The sequence below is a fragment of the Psychrobacillus sp. NPDC096426 genome (assembly GCF_044762745.1).
In the GTDB taxonomy this organism is placed as follows: Bacteria; Bacillota; Bacilli; order Bacillales_A; family Planococcaceae; genus Psychrobacillus.
Window position 1 is genome coordinate 1 of the sequence record NZ_JBIWEX010000005.1, and the last position, 20,507, is coordinate 20,507.

A 20,507-nucleotide genomic window follows, 5' to 3' on the forward strand; every position below is an offset into this window, starting at 1 on the left:
AGTGGGATGAAGTGAGACAGATGAAACTTCACAGCGCACGCGTAGCGTCGGTGAAGGTTCATCGCTCACCCCACGGAAAGCGTCCGCCCTGTAGCAAAAATCATTGCGGACATTTTTTTCAACTTGCTAAGACGCATTATCCCTAAAGAATAATATACCCATTGAGAAGCTTACTAAACAAATAAAAAAAATCGGTCATTCACATAAGAATGACCGATGTTTTTATTGTTTTGAGTTTGAAATTGCTTTTAACGATTCCAGTTCTTTTTCAGAACAATATACAAAATGTCCAGGCGTTACTTCTCGCATCGCAATTTCTTCTCCGTCTTGATAATTATGACTTGCAGGGTCATATGACTTACGTACACGAGTGCGCTCATAATCTGGGTCTGGAAGTGGAATAGCTGACAAAAGAGATTGTGTATACGGATGCAATGGATTCGCATATAATTCTTCTGCAGTCGCTAGCTCCACAAGTTTACCAAAATACATTACCCCGATACGATCAGAGATGTATTTTACCATTGATAAATCATGTGCAATGAATAGATAAGTTAACCCATTTTCTTCTTGCAATTCTTTTAATAGGTTTACAACTTGTGCTTGAATCGATACGTCAAGTGCAGAGATTGGCTCATCCGCAATGATGAATTCGGGATTTACAGCAAGCGCTCTTGCAATTCCAAGACGTTGGCGTTGTCCTCCTGAAAATTCATGAGGATAACGATCCGCGTGTTCACGGTTTAACCCGACCGTTTCTAAAAGCTCTATAACACGCTCTTTACGTTCTTTTGGATTTTTCACAAGTCCATGAATATCTAATCCTTCTGCTATAATATCCAGTACTTTCATACGTGGATTTAACGATGCATATGGATCTTGGAAAATCATTTGCATTTTACGATTGAATTCTTTTAAATCTTTTTTCGACTTTTTATCATGAACGTTTACACCATCATAGATTACTTCACCTTCTGTTGCATCATAAAGACGGATAATTGTGCGTCCAGTTGTCGATTTACCACAACCTGACTCACCAACAAGCCCTAATGTCTCCCCTTTATATATGTCGAAGCTGATGTCATCTATCGCACGAACTTCATTTGGCTTACCTTGATTGAAATATTGCTTTAAGTTTTTGATTTCTAGTAATTTTTCAGCCATTAGTAAGTACCTCCTTCCGTTCCTTTATAGTAGCGACTTCCCGGATATTTTTTCATACGCTCCATAATTGCTACAGGTGGATCTACTTGCGGAGCATCTGGGTGTAATAACCAAGTTGCCGCGTAGTGTGTATCACTCACTTTAAAAAACGGAGGTGTTTCCTCAAGGTCGATTTTCATCGCATAATCACTACGAAGAGCAAATGCATCTCCTACTGGAGGTGACAATAAATCCGGTGGTGTTCCTGGGATTGCATATAGTTTCTCTTCCGCTGTATCTAGTGACGGCATCGAACTTAGTAATCCCCATGTATACGGGTGTTGTGGGTTATAGAAGATTTCATCTACTGTTCCAATTTCTACAATTTTCCCACCATACATAACAGCTACTCTATCTGCCACATTCGCTACAACCCCAAGGTCATGTGTGATAAAGATGATCGATGTATTAATCTTCTTTTGTAAATCTTTCATTAGTTCTAAAATTTGTGCTTGGATCGTTACGTCCAGTGCAGTTGTCGGTTCATCTGCAATAAGAATTTGCGGATTACACGCTAGTGCAATAGCAATAACGATACGTTGACGTTGCCCACCAGAAAATTGATGTGGGTATTGCTTCATACGAGCTTCTGGTTTTGGCATACCTACTAGACGAAGTAAATCTACTGCTTCTTTAAGTGCTACTGATTTACTTACATTACGGTGCTTCAATATAGGCTCCATAATTTGTTTTCCTATAGGCATTGTAGGATTCAAAGAAGTCATTGGATCTTGGAAAATCATTGAAATGTCTTTTCCACGAATCTTTTGCATTTCTTTGTCTGTTAGTTTCGTTAAATCTTTACCGTTAAATAAAATATGACCATTTTTAAATTCAGAGCTATGTTCAGGCAATAAACGCATAATGGACTTTGTCGTTACTGACTTACCAGAACCAGACTCTCCAACTATTGCAAGTGTTTCTCCTTTTAATAAGTCAAAGTTAACGCCACGAATTGCTTTAACTTCACCTGCAAAAGTGTGGAAGGAAAGCTCTAGGTCTTTTACTTCTAATATTTTTTCCATTGTCGCTTTCCTCCTTTAGTCTTTCATCTTCGGATCAAATGCATCACGTAATCCGTCACCAAGTAAGTTAAATGCAATCATAAGTAAACTTATAATAATGGATGGATACAATAAAATATGCGGTTGGAATTGAATCAGCTTATAACCATCATTAATAAGAGTTCCTAGTGATGCATTTGGCGGTTGTAACCCTAATCCAATAAAGCTTAAAAAGGCCTCAAAGAAAATCGCACCTGGAATCGTAAACATTGTGTTAATAATGATTATTCCTAAAATATTAGGTAAAATATGTTTAGAAATAATACGACCATTCGTTGCACCTAAAGTTCTAGATGCCAATACAAATTCTTGGTTTTTAAATTTCAATACTTGTCCACGAACAATCCGTGACATACCAATCCATCCAGTAAGAGTAATGGCGATTATTATCGCTGTAAGCCCCGGCTTCATAAAGAGGAGCATGAGAATTACAATTACTAATGTTGGAATACCATATAAGATTTCTACAATTCGCTGCATAATATCGTCGACACGACCACCGTAGTATCCAGAAATACCACCAAATGCAACACCAATAACCATATCAATTAATGCTGCCATAAAAGCGATAAATAAAGAGATTTGCGTACCTTCCCAAACACGTGAGAACATATCACGACCTAAACCGTCCGTACCAAACCAATAATACGTATCGACTTTTTTTAACTCATACAAATCTACTTCTTTACCAGCCATTTTACCAACACCATCGAATATTCCCAGCTTTTCTAACCCCGGAACTTTTGGAGGCAAGTTCGCATGTGTAAGCGTTTGTGTTTCTCCATCATGAGGACTAATCATCGGTCCAACAATCGACATCACTAAGATAAATACTAAAACGAACATGCTAACAATCGCAGCTTTATTTTTACGAATTCGGAGCCAAGCATCTTGCCAAAAACTTAAACTAGGTTTCGTAATTCTTTCGGAATGGCTGCTATCGATATGAACTTTTTCAAACGACTCAGCAGGTAATTTTTTTATATCTTCACTCATTAATTACTACCTCCTGACAAACGAATACGCGGATCGATAATACCATAAAGAATATCTACTACGAATATTACAACAATTAAGAAAGCAGAGAAAAATAACGTTGTACCCATAATGATTGAGAAGTCATTAGACATAATAGACTTAACGAATTGTTCCCCGATTCCCGGAATTGCAAAAATCTGTTCTATTACAAGTGAACCTGTAAGCAATCCTGCAGCAAGTGGGCCTAAAACCGTTACAAGTGGGATTAAAGCATTACGTAATGCATGTTTAAATGCAATTTCGAATCCGCTAGCTCCTTTAGATTTAGCTAAAGTAATGTAATCTGAACTTAATACTTCGATCATTTCAGTACGAATAAAACGAGAAGCGGTTGCAAGTGGACCCATTGCTAATGCGATAGAAGGTAAAACGCTGGACATCCAGCCATCTTTCCATAAACCCACCGGGAATAATTTCCATTCAACAGCTAACCAATACTGAAGAAATGTTGCAAAAACGAAAGATGGAATAGATATACCTATGATAGCGATAAATGTACTACCATAATCCCATATAGAATTTTGTCGCAATGCGGCAATCATCCCTAAAACAATACCTATTAGTACGCCAAGTATCAAGCCTTGGGTTCCTAGAAGAAAAGATGGACCTAAGCGATTGATAATCAATTCTGTGACACTTGCATTTTTGAATTGGAATGAGTTTCCTAAATCACCTTTTGCTAAATTCAACATATACTTACCATATTGAACTGGGACAGGTTCATTTAATCCATATTTCGCTTCTACTATCTGTAGTTGAGAAGGGGATAGTTTTGAAGCAGAGCTAATCGGGGATCCTGGAAGCGCCTTCATTAAAAAAAACGTTGCTGTCGCAATCAGGAAAAACGTAATAAACATATAAAATACACGACGAATAATATATTTTGCCATCTTTGCACCTCCTAAATAATATTTTCCTATATTTTTTAAAACTCTACTAATATATATAATCAGATAAACTCTGTTATTGTCAAAGCTATATTTAAAAAATAAAATATTTGGTGAATTCAGATTCATTTAAAAAGAGAGTATATGGTCCAAAACGGATACCATATACTCTCAAACTATTTGATTTTACAAATTCACTAAATTAGTTTTTACCTTCGATATAAGCCCATTTGTAGCTATAGTCCCCACCGAATGGGTGTTTAACAATACCTTTAACATATGGCTTGATTAAGAACATTAAACCGCGTTGGTAGATTGGTGCAACAGCATAATCTTGGCCAACAGCAATTTTTTCTGCTTTAGCCATTGCTTCCCAACGTGCTTCAGGATCTAGAGCTAATGAACCATTAATATCTTTTAATAATTGATCATATTCAGGGTTTGAATAAGACATTTGGTTATTACCGCCACCAGTTTCCCATAAGCTTAGGAAAGTGAATGGATCTTGATAGTCAGGTCCCCATCCAGCAACTTGAATATCATAATTTTGACTTGTATCTAGATCTAAACGTACATTAAATGGTACTTCTTTAAGGGAAATTTTTAAACCTGGTAAGTTACCTTCTAATTGTGCTTTCAAGTACTCATCCATTTTTTTAGAAAGATCAGAGTCTCCTCCAAGAATTTCTAAAGTAAGTTCAGTAACGCCTAGTTCAGACAAACCTTTATCCCATGCAGCTTTCGCTTCTTCTACATTGAAAACAGCCATATCACCGTTTACATCGCGGAAGTCGTTTCCATCTTCATCAAATGCGAAATCTCTTGGAATGAAAGAGTACGCCGCTGTAGAACCATTAGCTAATACTACAGAAACTAAATCTTCTTTGTTGAATGCTTTTGAAATTGCTTCACGAATATTAACATTAGCAAGTGGAGTTTTTGCTCCATTACGTTCTTGGTTAAATTTAAAGTAGAAAACTGAAGTATCAGCTTCATGTGCTAGTTCTGGATCAGCAGCATATTGCATCGCATATTCACCAGTTAAACCAGCACGATCTTTTTCATCATTTGTATATAAGTTTACTGCTGTTTGTGTTTCTTTTACTACGTCATAATTGATTTGAGTAAGTTTTACAGAATCTTTATCCCAATATTGTTCGTTCTTTTCAAGCTTCCATGTTAATCCTGTTCCATCCCAACCAGTAAGTACGAATGGTCCATTGTACAACAATGCTTCCGAATTTTTCGCATAGTTTTCACCTTGCGCTGTAACGAATTCTTCTTTTTGTGGATAGAATGTTCCAAAAGACATAAGTGATAAGAAGTAAGCTGTTGGTTTTTCAAGCGTTACTTCTAATGTTTTTTCATCAAGCGCTTTAACCCCTAATTCAGTGTATTCAACTGTACCTTCTGAAATTTCTGTAGCATTTTTAATAACACCAGACATCATATATGGACCATATTCAGATGCAGAATCTGGGTTCATCGCACGTTTCCAAGCAAATTCAAAATCATTAGCTGTTACTGGAGATCCATCCGACCAGTTAGCATCACGTAATGTGAATGTATAAACTAGTCCATCTTCAGAAACTGTTGGTTCACCAGCTGAGATTGCAGGTTCAGCAACATTATCTTGATTTAAACGGTATAAACCTTCCATTACATTGTTTAGTATATCAAATCCTACTGCGTCAGATGCTAGTGCAGTATCCATTGATGGAATTTCAGCACCCATGATTAGGTTTAGAACTTGTTCTTCATCTACTGCTACTTCTTCTGTTGTTGCGTCTGTATCTTCTTTGTCTGTAGTTGTCTCTGTGCCTTCTTCTTTATCACCGCTACATGCAGCTAGAAAAAGAGCAACAACTAACATTAGGCTTAAAAGCCAAGCGAACTTGCTATTCTTCAAAAGAATAACCCCCTTTAAATAGTCAGAAAAATTCATTACAATAATCATTATACATTTTCCACGAAACTTGTACAGGTTTTTCTTTAATTTTTTTACAATTCAGTAACAAAATCATTACATAGACCTAACATTTGAGAATCATTGGCAACTAATTTGTTCATTTCTGACATTTTGAATTATCTAATTTTTGATTATTTTAAGTGAATCTTCTATAATTTATTTCGTCGAGGTGAATTATGAAGAAAAAATTTATTTGTTTTTTTAGCGCACAACTTATTATTTTCATCCTTATGCTTTTTGTATATGGTGATCTAACAATTACTTCATATACAAATATGTCCTTTTATATTGGTGGTTCTATTACATTTATTGGGCTAATGACGTATGTAGTTTCCGGTGGATTTTTCGATATTTTTGTGACAAGTACACGTAAAGTGTTCACACCTAAAAACATGAAAAAAACCGCGAGTGAAATGCGATTGCCTTCTGAGGTCTTCTCATTTCCATATAAGCCAATATTCTTTTTAGGTTTGTCTTGTTTAGTTTGTATGGGCATTGCTTTAGTTATTTATTATGCTTGATTTTTTCGTTTCTTCTATAATATAATTAGCAAAACAAAATAATTAAGCTTTGACGAAGAAAAGTACATTTAACTCGGTATGTCAAGAGATTCTGTGGTTGGTGCAAACAGAACATACTTTAAATGGAATGGGCTTCTGAGCAGTGTATGTGAACCCATAGTAGCATATGCCGTGTCCTTCACGTTAAGAAGAAGAGTGGCTAATTATTTTTTAGCAAGCTGGGTGGTACCACGGATTTTACATCATTCGTCCCTTTTTTAGGGATGCATGATGTTTTTTTATTTTACAAATTAACTTAGGAGGAAAAAACATGAAAAAAATCTTTTCAGGCGTACAGCCAACGGGGATTATTACGCTCGGCAATTACATTGGTGCATTTAGACAATTTACCGCTTTACAGGACGATTATGAATGCGTCTTTTGCATTGTCGATCAACATGCGATCACCGTTCCACAAGATCCGGAAGAACTCCGCAATCATATTCGCTCTCTTGCTGCTTTATACATTGCAGTAGGAATCGATCCAGAAAAATCGACATTATTTATCCAGTCAGAAGTACCAGCACATGCACAAGCTGGATGGATCATGCAATGTATTTCATATATCGGTGAGTTAGAAAGAATGACGCAATTTAAAGACAAATCAACCGGAAAAGATGCTGTTTCAGCTGCATTATTAACGTATCCACCATTAATGGCTGCAGATATCCTTTTATACCAATCAGATATAGTACCTGTCGGAGACGACCAAAAACAACATGTTGAATTGACACGTGATTTGGCGGAAAGATTTAATAAGAAATACGGAGAAGTACTGACGATTCCTGATATCCAACTTCCGAAAAACGGAGCACGTATTAAATCGTTACAAGACCCATTGAAGAAAATGAGTAAATCAGACCCAAATAACAAAGCGACGATCCGCCTACTCGATACACCAAAAGAAATTGAAAAGAAAATAAAAAGTTCAGTAACAGATTCTGAAGGAATTGTTGCATATGATCTTGAAAATAAACCAGGCGTTTCGAATCTCCTAACTATTGAAGCAGCTTTGACGAACGTATCAATAGAAGTACTTGTACAAAAATACGAAGGAAAAGGCTATGGAGATTTCAAAGCTTCAGTAGCTCAGGTTATTATTGATCATCTAGCTCCAATACAAACACGATACGAGGAGTTACTTAATTCATCAGAGTTGGACGATATTTTAGATCATGGTGCGGAAAAAGCAAACGCTTTGGCAAATGCAACATTAGTTAAGATGGAAGCCGCAATGGGCCTCGGAAGAAGACGATAATCGTTAAAGCTAAAAATGATCCACATAGCATAATAAATTCCTTTGACTGAAGCATGTACACGAACACAGAATTCAATGAATAACCTAAAGATAAAAAGTTTAAGAATAATACTAAGTGAGAGCAACTAATAACTGCAATTCCATAACTAATTAAAAACAATACAATTCTCATATGTATCACATCCTTCTTAAACCATATGAAAAACCGTTCCTAAACTTTCGTCTAGGAACGGTTTTTTATTAATTATTTTGTAGATTTAACTCCAGTATCAGCAACTAATTCAATGTCTTGTAGTTCAGTTGGATTAGCATAGTCAATATTGTAGTTTTTCACCCGTTTGTTTACCGGTACTAACTCGTAACGATACATTAGGGGAATTACTGGTGCTTCTTCAGCCATATATTCTTGCCATGCACGGAATTGTTTTGCACGGTAATCAGCATCAAATGATTTTGCTGAGTCAATATTTGTTAACGTTTCTTCTAGGAAATCTGAAGTGAAACGGCTATAGTTATATTGAGAATTTACTGAGTATAAACCACCTGGAGAAGGGTTAGAACCTGTACCCCATGCAGCAATGAAAATATCGATTTCCGGATCATCCGCTTTTACTTTATCATAGAAACTGTTAAACTCAATCGTACGTCCGGTTGTTAATGATACATTTAAACCAACGTCTTTCCAGTTTTGTAAATAGAACTGAGTAATATCTTCTGCAATTTCATCACTTGCCATTGTAGCAAATTTGATTTCAAGTGGTTTTCCGTCTTTACCTTCACGGATACCATCACCATCAACGTCTTTGTAACCAGCTTCATCTAATAATGCAGCTGCTTTGTCTGGGTCATACGTATAGCCTTCTAAAGATCCATCATAGAAAGATGCGAACACTGGTGGAATTAATGAGTTAGCACGTTCACGTAAACCAACGTAGTAAACTTCTGCTACTTGCTCTACATCAATTGCATAACCCATTGCTTGGCGTAATTTTACATCGCCCATTTTTGAACCTTCTAGATCCATTTTAACTTTACCATTTTCATAATCGTACTTACCTAATTTAAAGCCAAGGTATTGATAGTAAAGCTCTTGACGGCCTAATACATCGATATTATCAAAGTTTTTGATTTCTTCCATTTTTGTAGCCTGGAAGTATGAAGCAATATCGTATTCCCCTTGTTGCATAGCTACTGAAATAGAACTTGATGGTACAACTTGAACGATAACACCATCTAATTTTGGTTTGCCCTTCCAGTAATGTTCATTGGCTACAAATTGAACAGATTCTCCCGGTACAATTTTATCATATTTGAACGCACCTAAAGTCACAGGATTTTTACGAACCACATCTGATTCTTCTAATTTTGCTATTGGAATATCTTTTAATACATGAGTTGGTGCTGCATAAGTCCATAATCCATCCCCACCACTAAAAATTGCAGGTGATAATTCTTTAAATGAAATTTCTAAAGTTGTGTCATTCACTTTCTTAAGACCCGAAATTGTGTCCGCTTTACCGTCATGGTATTCTTCAATACCGATAATATTTTGCAAATCTGTATCATAACGAACACCTGTATAATCTTTGTGACCGATAATTAAATAAGATTGGATTAAATCTTCGATTGTAAGTGGTTCTCCATCAGACCATTTTACACCATCACGAATTTTTATCGATACTTTGTTATTATCTTGATCAACTGTCATACCGGCAATACCTTCATCAGTTAACATGAAATCTCCATCTGTTTCAAAAAGCGAGTTACTTGCATATTGCATAATCTCAGCATCAAATCCATCCTCATATAATTCATATGAGAAAAGTCCTTTGAAAGGCTCATCTTTAACAAGTGCAATTTTTAAAATACCTCCACTAATTGCATCCCCATCATTTGTAACTTCTTTTGGGAATAATGCAGAATCATCAGTTACTTCCTCCGCAACTTCATCATCTTTGTTATCTTCTTCTTTGGTAACTTCTTCTTTTTTAACTTCATCAGTGCCTTTTGCAGGTTCTTCGCTATCCTTGTTACATGCACCAAGTACTAGCATGAAAGCTATAAGTACCGCAAGTAGAGTCCAAAGCTTTTTGTTCATTTCTATTTCCTCCTTTTTATTCTCTATTATTTCTATATCAAACGGTAAACGTTTAATACCAAATTCGTATTGGTTCTATCCAAGACGTTGTTTCGCATCTGCCGAACGGCGTAATGCTTGCCCTACATAATTGATCCCTAACATCATAAGTAAAATAAATATAGATGCAGGTAACCATACCCACCACTTTTCTTGTAATACAAGTGGATTACTCGCATAGCTTATTAATGTTCCTAAACTTGGAGTCGAAGGTGGTAACCCAAACCCAAGATATGATAAGCCAGTTTCAATTCCGACGTTTCCAGCAAAATTTAATGTCATTTCTACAATTAGTATCGAACTTAAATTTGGCATTATCTCTTTAAAAATTATTACGAATCCGTTAGTTCCAAGCGTTTTTGACGCATTAACATAATCACGCCGACTTTCAGATAATGCCTTACTACGTACTAGTCGTGCGGTAGGTGTCCAAAGGAAAACACTCATTATCATGATGAACACTGGAATCGTATATTTAGGTACAATTGTAACGAATACAATTATTAACATCAGTGATGGTATTGTAATGAAAAAGTCGATAATTCGCATAAAAAGATTATCAATCCACCCACCAAAATAACCACAAATTAAGCCGACAACAATACCGAATATTCCCGTTATAATCGTAATGGAAATGGCGATTGCTATTGAATTCCGCGCTCCAATTATTAGCTGGCCAAGAATAGCTTTTCCCCCTTGGTCGGCTCCTAAAAAGAATTTATCGCCAGGTGGTGCATATTTATCTCGTAAACTAACTCGCATGAGCGTTTCTTGATCTATAAAACGCCAAGCCCATATAAAAACCCCTACAATGACAACTATTAATGCTATAAGTGAAAACATTGCTAATTTATCTTTTTTAAACTCTCGAAAAACAACTTGCAACCCCGTTACAGGAGCGCTTACTTCTACTTTTTCTTTACCATTCGTTTGAGTATTCATGCTTATTCACCTCTCCTTAACATATGATTCATCTATTCTATCCTTATTCTTGGGTCAACAATGCTCATGATAATATCGGATAGTAGACTACCTAATAATGTTAAGAAACCAAATAACATAACAAGTGCTGTAATTACACTATAATCACGTGACGCAATAGATGAAATAAATAGCTGTCCCATACCTGGATAACCGAAGATTGTTTCAATGAAAATAGATCCACCTAATAGTCCAGTTATTGTAAAACCTAAGAAGGCAGCTATTGGAAGTAATGAGTTTCTAAAAATATGTCTAGAATATACTTTTTTTATTGGAATACCTTTACTTCGTGCTGTTCGCACATAATCTTGGCTTTTAGAATCAATGACTTCCGAACGCAAGTACTGAATAACGCCAGTAGTTGCTAATACTGCATAAGTTATCGCTGGTAACAACATATGGTAAAGTTTGCTCCATATGTAACCGAAAGTTCCAGCGTCGTATTTAATATCTACGCTACCGACAGTTGGGAACCAATGTAATTTATAACCGAAAAGAAATAAGAAAATTAAAGATAAAACAAATGTCGGAATTGCATATACTACAAAGCTGTACAATACGACTGCTTTATCTACTAGTGTGTCTTGATAGCGACCTGCTAAAATTCCAAGTGGAATTGCTATTGCATATAACAAAATGACGCTTACTAAAGATAGCCAAAAAGTATTTAAAGCACGTTCACCGATTAAACTAGATACTTTCATCTTATATGTGTAACTTTTCCCGAAATCTCCTTGCACTGCATTTATCATCCAACGCGCGTACTGTTCATACCAAGGGTCATTTAACCCCGCTATCTCACGAAGTTCATCAATTCGCGCAGGATCTGTTTCCGGAGTAATCATCCCTGTAAAAGGATCTCCTGGCATTTGTTTAGCCATAATGAAAATTAATAAACTTAAAACAAGTAGCTGAGGAATCATAATTAAAGTACGTCTTACGATTGATTTCCACATATTACATGCCCCCCTTCTCATGAGCACTCATTGCTACAAGATGTGTATCCGTTAATCTTTTCAAATCATATACTCTACCGTTTTCATCATAGTAATTTTTATGGTTTACCGCATAGTTTGCTTCTACTTCGATTCGTTCCTTCTTTCGCTCTTCTCGCCCTACTGGATTTACATCCGGAATTGCAGATAGTAATCGCTTCGTGTAAATATGTTGTGGATTCGTATAAATATCTTGACGATTTCCCGATTCAACGAAGCGTCCTTTGTACATGATCGATATATAATCACACATATGCTTCACTACCCCTAAATCATGCGAGATAAATAAATAACTCAATCCGAATTCTTGCTGAATATCTTTCATAAAATTCAATACTTGTGCTTGAACGGAAAGATCTAATGCAGAAACCGGTTCATCCGCAATAATGAGCTTTGGATTACAAGCAATTGCTCGAGCAATACCAATACGTTGTTTTTGCCCCCCAGAGAACTCATGTGGATATTTCAATTTTGCATCTTCGTTCATCCCAACAATTGCAAGTAATTCATTTATTCTACGTTTTTCCTCATCCGGTGAAAGTTTCAAAAAGTTTCGGATTGGCTCTGCAATGATGTCTTGCACTCTTTTACGAGGGTTTAAACTAGAATGTGCATCTTGGAAAATCATTTGTATATCTCGATTGTAGGATGATCTACGCCCTCTGCGATTATGTGTAACATTTTTTCCTTCGTACATAATACTTCCAGAAGTGATTTTTTCTAACCCTATAATCGATTTACCTGTGGTCGATTTTCCACATCCTGATTCACCAACTAAGCCATACGCTTTTCCTTTTTCAAATTCAAGTGAAATTCCATCTACTGCTGTTACTTGGTCTACTACTGTATTGAAAAATCCTCCACGAATTGGATAATATACTTTTAAGTCATTTATTTGCATAAAACTCATTGTGCAATTCCTCCTTCTTCACTTTCAAAATGAAAGTGTTGCCAACAAGTACATCTGACTAGATGACCCGGAGAAACTTCGTGCATCGTTGGATTTTCTTCATGCATTCCTTCTGAAATCCATGGAATACGTGCTGAAAATCTGCAACCTGTTCTTGGCAAATTGGTTAGAGATGGAACAATTCCTTGAATAACTTGTAACTTCTCATTCTCGCTATTCATTTGTGGTATCGAGTTGAATAGTGAGCGTGTATATGGATGCAACGGATTGGCAAATAACTCTTCTACCGATGCTTCTTCGATAATTTGACCAGCATACATAACGGCAACTCGGTCTGCTACTTCTGCTACAACTCCTAAGTCATGCGTTATTAAAACAATTCCTGCTCCGGTTTCTGCTTGCAAATCTTTTAATAAATCCAAAATTTGTGCTTGTATCGTCACATCTAGCGCGGTTGTTGGTTCATCTGCAATGATTATATTTGGTTTACAGGAAATAGCGATTGCAATAATGACCCGTTGTCGCATTCCACCTGACAATTGATGTGGAAATTGTTTCGCAATTCGCGCCGGATTAGAAATTCCAACTTGCGTTAGCAACTCTAAAACACGTTTATCTCGTTCCTCTTTAGACATTTTTGTATGAAAGGCTAATCCTTCCTCAATTTGATCGCCAATTCGCATTAACGGATTCAATGCAGAAAGTGGGTCTTGGAAAATCATACCAATTTCTTCCCCACGTACTTTGTTAAACTTCTCTTCATCTAGCTTCGCAAGATTTATCCCGTTATAAATGATTTCTCCTTCTACTCTCGTCTTGTTATGATCATGAAGTCCAATAATCGATGTCGCTAGTGTTGACTTGCCACAACCAGACTCACCAACTATGGCTAGTATTTCGTTTCTCTTGAGTGAAATTGATACGCCATCGACTGCATCAAAATATGTATCCTTTACCCGAAAACCAGTATGTAAATTATTAATCGATAAAAGTTGCTCTGTGCTGTTCAAATTATTTCTCCTTTCATGCAATCGATTATTTTTTACTAAAAAATTTAACACTTCCAAATAATTTAATTGTTACACTTTTCAGTTTTGTTACTTGTATTACAAAGTCTATTACAATATCTTTACAATCGCAATATTTATTTTTTGTCAATTCCCTTTATTTACTCTTTTCTGAAAATTAATAGTAAGGTGAAAACACGATGTTTTCAACGGTTCTAGCCTGTAATAAATAATTTTAAATTTTTTAAAAATAATGAATGTGATAGCATTTTTCGACATATTATATCAACAAAATACCAATCATTATGCTACAACACTATTAAACTAACGCTTCAAACCATTAAAATATTAGATACAAAAAAAGCACTTCCAAATTTTAACTTGGAAATGCTTTTGGCTTATCTTTATAATTTTTTAAATAAAATGCTTGCATTATGTCCACCAAATCCTAGCGAGTTACTCATCGCAAACTCAATTTCTGCTTTTCTTGCAGCATTTGGTATATAATCTAGATCACAATCTGGATCGGGAGTTTCTAAATTCATCGTTGGTGGTAAAATACCTTCTTTTAAAGCAAGCACGGTGAAAATTGCCTCTACGCCGCCTGCTGCACCTAATAAGTGACCAGTCATCGATTTGGTAGAGCTCATCGCAAGTTCATATGCATGTTCTGCAAAAACAGATTTCACGGCCATCGTTTCAAACTGGTCATTGTAAGGAGTGCTTGTTCCGTGTGCGTTGATATAATCAACTTGCTCTGGGCTTATACCTGCATCATCAATTGCTTGTTGCATCGCACGAGCAGCACCTTCTCCTCCAGGAGCTGGAGCAGTAATATGATGCGCATCACCAGTAGATCCGTATCCGATGATTTCTGCATAAATTTTTGCTCCACGAGCAATTGCATGCTCATATTCTTCTAGAATAACAATTCCTGCGCCTTCGCCAATGACAAATCCATCACGATTTGCATCAAATGGTCTAGATGCTGTTTGTGGATCCGTATTTAATGTTAGTGCAGTGTTTGAGCAAAATCCTGCTACGGACATATGCGTAATTGGTGACTCAGCTCCTCCTGTAATCATTACATCTGCATCGCCACGCTCAATTACTTTAAATGCATCACCAATTGAGTTTGTTCCCGATGCACATGCAGTTACTGAACATGAATTAATCGCTTTTGCACCAAAATGAATGGATACTTGACCAGCAGCCATATCTGGAATCATCATCGGTACAAAAAACGGACTAACACGACGAGCGCCTTTTTCTAAAAATACACGGAACTGATTTTCATATGTCTCCATTCCACCAATACCAGAACCAATCCAGACACCAGTGCGAAGGCCAAGCTCTTCTGTAATCGTTAAATTAGCATCTTCCACAGCCATGATTGAAGCTGCAAGTGCATAATGAGTGAAACGATCCATTTTTCGTGCTTCTTTTCTTTCAATATATTTCTCTATATCAAAGTCTTTTACTTCTGCTGCAACTTTTGCTGAGAACTGACTTGCATCTAGTCTTGTAAGCATACCTACGCCAGACTTACCTTCTTTAATACCAGACCAGGTCGTCTCTATATCGTTACCAAGCGGTGTAACAGCTCCAATGCCTGTTACTACAACTCTACGTTTCGTCATGAATATTCATCCTTTCAGCAGTTATTTATTTATCTTCCCCATTTTAACGTGATGGCGCCCCAAGTTAGTCCGCCACCAAAACCGACCATAACGAGTATATCATCGTCTTTTATTTTGCCGTTATCTACTTCTTCTTTTAAAGAAAGTGGAATGGAAGCCGATGAAGTATTTCCATACTTATGAATCGTTTTAGACATTTTTTCTTCTGGTAATGCTAATCTTTCTCTCGATGCTTCCATTATACGAATATTCGCTTGGTGAGGGATTAACATATCAATATCTTCTTTGGAAAGTCCCGCTTTCTCTATCACATTAACCGCAGATTCACCCATTTGTCTAACAGCAAATTTGAACACTTCGCGTCCATTCATAGATAAATATGGACCATCTTGGAATAAATGTTTTCCACCGCTTCCAGCAGCGCCTAGCTCGAATGATAAAATTCCACGACCTTCTGAAACTTTACTAACTACTGCCGCTCCTGCTCCATCTCCGAATAATACTGCAGTATTACGATCTTCCCAATTCGTAATTTTAGAAAGCTTTTCTACACCTACTACAAGTACATGTGAATACGTATCAGATTCTACAAATTGTTTTGCAGTAACTAAACCATACATAAAACCAGCACAAGCTGCCGAAATATCCATTGCCGCAGCATTGGTTGCACCTAATTGATCTTGTAGCATGGAGGAAACACTTGGAAACGGATAATCTGGTGTAACAGTCGCTACTAGAATAAGTCCAATTTGTTCAGGTGAAATTCCTGCATCTTTAATTGCTTCTTTTGCTGCTTCAAATGCTAAATGCGATGTATTTTGATCATCGCCTGCTATTCTTCTTTCTTCTATTCCAGTTCTTGTTCGAATCCATTCATCTGAGGTATCTACCATTTTTTCAAGGTCTTCATTTGTCAATACTTTTTCAGGTGAGTATGTTCCTAACCCAATAATTCCTGCATTCATGAAAGTTCCCCTTTTCTTATAATCTATTATTAGTACCTGGTAATAATAATAACGAATTTATGTACATTTTTCAACAACGGAGTTTCCTTCTTTAAATATTCTTTTGTAAAATTCTTTGTTATGGTATGATACATATAGTAAAAATTAGCGCTTCGAGGTGAAATTTCATGCAATATATTATGACATTTGTTTGGTCAGCAATTTTAGTTTCTATGTTAAATTATGTAGTAAGTTCTGTACAAGCAGTACCATTTGTATTTGAAAATGGACTTATCATGTCTGTACCTGTTGCAATTATGATTTTTATCATTGCTGCAATTATTCCAAACGATCCACTTCCAAAAGAACAACACTAAAAAACAGCTCCCCGAAATTGGGAGCTGTTTTATTTTTGCTTTTGGAAATAAAAGAACCACTGGTGAGCAGGTATCTTGCGATTCGAAGTGTGTATCTTGCGATTACTTAATAATTAGTTCCCCATCTTCAGTTGAGGCAATTACTGTTCCACCCGGAAGTACCGTGCCTCCGATTAATAATTTAGCTACCGCTGTTTCTAAATGTCGTTGAATGAATCTTTTCAATGGTCTTGCACCAAACGCCGCATCCGTGCCTTCATCTACAATCCATTTAATAACCGAATCTTCCACTTGCAATGTGATTTCTTGTTCAAGCAAACGATTTTGTAGCTGTTTCACATATTTCTCTGCAATTTTTTCAAAATGATAGGTAGTGAGTGAATGGAACATAATAATGTCGTCCATACGATTTAATAGCTCGGGTTTGAAATGTTCACGTAGAGCGGCCATTACTAATGCCTCTTCCTCTTCACCAACAACACCTGTTGTACTTGCTAAATATTGAGAACCTATATTGGAAGTTAAAATAACAATTGTATTTGTGAAATTAACGATTCGTCCTTGACTATCCGTGATTCTTCCGTCATCCATTAATTGCAATAAAATATTCGCAACGTCTGGATGCGCTTTTTCAATCTCATCCAGTAGGACAACCGAATATGGATTTCTACGCACTGCTTCAGTTAATTGACCGCCTTCTTCATAACCAATATATCCTGGAGGTGCACCAACTAATCTAGAAACACTATGTTTTTCCATATACTCGGACATATCGATTCGAATAAAATGCTCTTCTGAATCAAATAAATTCGCAGCAAGTGATTTAGCAAGTTCCGTTTTCCCAACACCAGTAGGACCTAAAAATAAGAAAGAACCAATTGGTTTATGCGGATCTTTAATACCTGCTCTTGCACGCCAAACCGCTTCTGTTACTAATTGAACTGCTTTGTCTTGACCGACTACTCTTTCTCCGAGCGTCTCCTTTAGACGGAGCAATTTTTCGCGTTCTCCTTCTACCAGTTTCGTCACTGGAATTCCTGTCCATCTAGAAACGATAGAAGCAATTTCTTCTGCGGTTACTTCTTCTCGCAATAATCTATTACTTGCGTCTTCGTTAACTTGTTCCTCGTAAGCATGTAATTCTTTTTCTAATGTCGGAATTTTCCCATGACGCAGTTCTGCTGCTTTGTTTAAATCGTATTTATTTTCCGCATCTTCTAATTCTCTACGATATCGGTCTAATTCTTCTCGTTTTTGTTGAATTACTTGAATGGATTCTTTTTCTTCTGTCCATTTATTGCGCATCTCACTAGAGGATTGCTCCAATTCTTTTAAGTCTTCACGTAAATTTTCTAGGCGTTTTTGACTTGCAGCATCTTTTTCTTTCATTAATGCTTGTTCTTCAATTTGCAATTGCATCATTTTTCTTGTTACTTCATCGAGCTCTTGTGGCATCGAATCTATTTCTGTTCGAATCATCGCGCACGCTTCGTCTACAAGGTCAATTGCTTTATCGGGTAAAAATCGTTCTGTGATATATCGATTCGAAAGTTCCGCTGCCGCCACAATCGCACGGTCATGAATGCGGACACCGTGATGTAGCTCAAAACGTTCTTTTAATCCGCGCAAAATAGATACGGTATCTTCTACGGATGGTTCTCGCACTAATACTTGTTGGAATCGTCTTTCAAGTGCAGGATCTTTTTCTATATACATGCGATATTCATCTAATGTCGTAGCACCGATACAATGCAGTTCACCGCGTGCCAGCATCGGTTTTAACATATTGCCTGCATCCATCGCACCATCCGTTTTACCAGCGCCTACTATTGTATGAATTTCATCGATAAATAAAATAATTTGCCCTTCGCTATCTTTCACTTGTTTTAAGACAGCTTGCAAACGCTCTTCAAATTCTCCTCGATATTTCGCACCAGCTATAAGGGAGCTCATATCAAGCTCGAAAATTTCTTTTTCTTTTAATCCTTCTGGTACGTCTTTTCGAACGATTCGTTGTGCTAATCCTTCGACAATAGCCGTTTTCCCAACACCTGGTTCTCCTATTAACACTGGGTTATTTTTTGTTTTTCTTGATAATATTCGTATAACATCTCTAATTTCTTGGTCTCGACCAATAACTGGATCCATTTTCCCTTCTTTAACAGCCGTAACTAAATTACGTCCGTACGTTTCTAAAGGGCTTTTTTCATCCTGTTGTTTCATTTGCATAACCAAACATCTCCTTTTTGAAATTGTTTGACCTTCTTTGACTAATTCAATTATAATATCCTTTTGTGAAATTTGTAAAGAAATGTGATCTTAACTCGATACATATAGTGAATATGCTATTATTATCCTAGCAATGGAAAGGTTGTGATTTTATATGGACGATAATACTTCAACACCCCAAGGTATTTATTCATTATTTGAACAATTTGGTTCCATTCATAAAATAGAAAAAAATCGCCCTGTTTTCCTTGAAGGAGAACGTTAGGAAGATGTCTATCTTATCCAGTCAGGCTCTGTCCGAATAACGAAAGATACAGAAAGTGGCCAAGTGTTAACTATTCGCATTGCAGGTCCAAATGCTTTTATCGGGGAAACTTCTGTTTTTTGCGAAGTTATTTATCATTCCGTTTCAGCACACACGAATGAACCCACTCATTTACTAGTAATACCCCGTGATCAGCTCGAAAAACTCTTATCTTCCTCTTCCTTGCTAATAATAGAATGGATGAAAGTTATTCAAACACATAACTTAAAAAATGAAACTCGCTTTAGAGACTTATTGTTGCATGGCAAAAAAGGGGCGCTCTATTCTACGCTAATTCGTATTACTAACACATATGGTGTAGAACAAATGGATGGTAGCGTGATAATCGACTATGCCTTAACAAATCAAGAATTAGCAAACTTTTGTGCTACGAGCCGAGAAGTAGTTAATCGAATGCTAAATGATTTAAAAAAGCTTGGCATCATTACGTTTGTTAAAGGGATTATTACCATACATGATTTGCATTTTCTACGAACCGAAGTAGAATGCGACAATTGCCCATTACATATTTGCCGGATTGATTAATTAACGCACTTTTCATGCTTTCGCTTATGATGAGTGCTTTTTGATTTTTGTTTGGTTGCTCTTTACCATTTAGTTCCTAAAACGAAGCAGTTCTTCCCGTAAAAAAGCGCAAGGCGATCTAAGAGATGCCTTGCGCTTTTTCTATTTATCTAATACCAAGAGCGATTTTTGCGTATCTTGACATATTTTCTTTTGACCATGGTGGATTGAAGACGATGTTTACTTCTGTTTCTTTTACTTCTGGTAATTCACCTAGGGCAGTTTTTACTTGATCCACAATCATCGGTCCCATTGGACAACCGATAGATGTTAGTGTCATTGTAACGTTTGCCGTACCTTCTTCCGTCAAATCTACATCATATACTAAACCTAAATTGACAATATCAATGCCTAACTCAGGGTCAATAACATTTTCAAGTGCAGCCATCATGCTGTCTTTCATATCTTGATTCATTTGA

The 20,507-nt window shown here is 36.6% G+C and carries 18 protein-coding genes and 1 other annotated feature; of the genes, 4 read left to right on the forward strand and 14 right to left on the reverse strand.

The genetic code is table 11. The features are described from left to right. Window positions 1-222: 222 nt before the first annotated feature. From ACIQYS_RS05610 to ACIQYS_RS05630, 5 genes are all read right to left on the reverse strand, one after another. Complete coding sequence (locus ACIQYS_RS05610) at window positions 223-1,164, reverse strand: ABC transporter ATP-binding protein (RefSeq protein WP_402976032.1); 942 nt, start codon at window positions 1,162-1,164, stop codon at window positions 223-225. After that, window positions 1,164-2,228 (reverse strand): ABC transporter ATP-binding protein, encoded by a 1,065-nt coding sequence (locus ACIQYS_RS05615; RefSeq protein WP_402976034.1) that lies wholly within the window; start codon window positions 2,226-2,228, stop codon window positions 1,164-1,166. Before ACIQYS_RS05615 ends, ACIQYS_RS05610 begins: the two co-directional genes overlap by 1 nt. A 15-nt stretch (window positions 2,229-2,243) precedes the next feature. Further along, the gene (gene opp3C, locus ACIQYS_RS05620) at window positions 2,244-3,263 is read right to left on the reverse strand and encodes an oligopeptide ABC transporter permease (protein ID WP_402976036.1); all 1,020 of its coding nucleotides are present in this window, start codon (window positions 3,261-3,263) and stop codon (window positions 2,244-2,246) included. Beyond that, window positions 3,263-4,195, reverse strand: coding sequence for an oligopeptide ABC transporter permease (opp3b, locus tag ACIQYS_RS05625; RefSeq protein WP_402976038.1), 933 nt, complete (start codon window positions 4,193-4,195; stop codon window positions 3,263-3,265). The genes opp3C and opp3b overlap by 1 nt, the downstream gene beginning before the upstream one ends. 199 nt (window positions 4,196-4,394) lie before the next feature. Next, complete coding sequence (locus ACIQYS_RS05630) at window positions 4,395-6,101, reverse strand: peptide ABC transporter substrate-binding protein (RefSeq protein ID WP_402976040.1); 1,707 nt, start codon at window positions 6,099-6,101, stop codon at window positions 4,395-4,397. A gap of 236 nt (window positions 6,102-6,337) precedes the next feature. Here ACIQYS_RS05630 and ACIQYS_RS05635 point away from each other — a divergent pair, with 236 nt between their 5' ends. Together ACIQYS_RS05635 and trpS are read left to right on the forward strand one after the other, a co-directional pair. Next, on the forward strand, window positions 6,338-6,682 hold the full coding sequence (locus ACIQYS_RS05635) for a DUF3899 domain-containing protein (RefSeq protein ID WP_402976042.1): 345 nt from the start codon (window positions 6,338-6,340) through the stop codon (window positions 6,680-6,682). A gap of 40 nt (window positions 6,683-6,722) precedes the next feature. Then, window positions 6,723-6,939, forward strand: a binding site (T-box leader). 53 nt (window positions 6,940-6,992) lie between these two features. Beyond that, complete coding sequence (gene trpS, locus ACIQYS_RS05640; RefSeq protein WP_402976044.1) at window positions 6,993-7,979, forward strand: tryptophan--tRNA ligase; 987 nt, start codon at window positions 6,993-6,995, stop codon at window positions 7,977-7,979. 244 nt (window positions 7,980-8,223) lie between these two features. Here trpS and ACIQYS_RS05645 read toward each other — a convergent pair whose 3' ends face one another. The 7 genes from ACIQYS_RS05645 to ACIQYS_RS05675 form a co-directional block, all read right to left on the reverse strand. Then, window positions 8,224-10,077, reverse strand: a complete 1,854-nt coding sequence (locus ACIQYS_RS05645; protein ID WP_402976045.1) for an oligopeptide ABC transporter substrate-binding protein — start codon at window positions 10,075-10,077, stop codon at window positions 8,224-8,226. Window positions 10,078-10,152: 75 nt separating this feature from the next. Next, complete coding sequence (locus ACIQYS_RS05650; protein WP_402976046.1) at window positions 10,153-11,058, reverse strand: ABC transporter permease; 906 nt, start codon at window positions 11,056-11,058, stop codon at window positions 10,153-10,155. 32 nt (window positions 11,059-11,090) lie between these two features. Then, window positions 11,091-12,053, reverse strand: coding sequence for an oligopeptide ABC transporter permease (gene opp4B / locus ACIQYS_RS05655; RefSeq protein ID WP_402976047.1), 963 nt, complete (start codon window positions 12,051-12,053; stop codon window positions 11,091-11,093). 1 nt (window position 12,054) lies between these two features. Next, window positions 12,055-13,002: an ABC transporter ATP-binding protein gene (locus ACIQYS_RS05660; protein WP_402976048.1), complete on the reverse strand. Its 948-nt coding sequence runs from the start codon at window positions 13,000-13,002 to the stop codon at window positions 12,055-12,057. Then, window positions 12,999-14,012 (reverse strand): ABC transporter ATP-binding protein, encoded by a 1,014-nt coding sequence (locus ACIQYS_RS05665; RefSeq protein WP_402976050.1) that lies wholly within the window; start codon window positions 14,010-14,012, stop codon window positions 12,999-13,001. Before ACIQYS_RS05665 ends, ACIQYS_RS05660 begins: the two co-directional genes overlap by 4 nt. A 401-nt stretch (window positions 14,013-14,413) precedes the next feature. Further along, window positions 14,414-15,649, reverse strand: a complete 1,236-nt coding sequence (gene fabF / locus ACIQYS_RS05670; protein WP_402976051.1) for a beta-ketoacyl-ACP synthase II — start codon at window positions 15,647-15,649, stop codon at window positions 14,414-14,416. A 29-nt stretch (window positions 15,650-15,678) separates the two neighbouring features. Beyond that, the gene (locus ACIQYS_RS05675; protein WP_402976052.1) at window positions 15,679-16,614 is read right to left on the reverse strand and encodes a beta-ketoacyl-ACP synthase III; all 936 of its coding nucleotides are present in this window, start codon (window positions 16,612-16,614) and stop codon (window positions 15,679-15,681) included. Window positions 16,615-16,781: 167 nt separating this feature from the next. On the opposite strand from ACIQYS_RS05675, the gene ACIQYS_RS05680 reads away from it, so the two are divergent. Continuing rightward, the gene (locus ACIQYS_RS05680) at window positions 16,782-16,970 is read left to right on the forward strand and encodes a YjzD family protein (protein WP_402976053.1); all 189 of its coding nucleotides are present in this window, start codon (window positions 16,782-16,784) and stop codon (window positions 16,968-16,970) included. Between the two features lie 102 nt (window positions 16,971-17,072). Here ACIQYS_RS05680 and ACIQYS_RS05685 read toward each other — a convergent pair whose 3' ends face one another. Next, entirely contained in the window at window positions 17,073-19,199 is a 2,127-nt protein-coding gene (locus ACIQYS_RS05685; RefSeq protein ID WP_402976054.1) for an ATP-dependent Clp protease ATP-binding subunit, read from the reverse strand. Between the two features lie 280 nt (window positions 19,200-19,479). Between ACIQYS_RS05685 and ACIQYS_RS05690 the strand changes: the two genes are divergently transcribed. After that, window positions 19,480-20,049, forward strand: a complete 570-nt coding sequence (locus tag ACIQYS_RS05690) for a Crp/Fnr family transcriptional regulator (RefSeq protein WP_402976378.1) — start codon at window positions 19,480-19,482, stop codon at window positions 20,047-20,049. 145 nt (window positions 20,050-20,194) lie between these two features. Here ACIQYS_RS05690 and ACIQYS_RS05695 read toward each other — a convergent pair whose 3' ends face one another. Then, window positions 20,195-20,503: a metal-sulfur cluster assembly factor gene (locus ACIQYS_RS05695; protein WP_402976055.1), complete on the reverse strand. Its 309-nt coding sequence runs from the start codon at window positions 20,501-20,503 to the stop codon at window positions 20,195-20,197. Window positions 20,504-20,507: the final 4 nt, after the last annotated feature.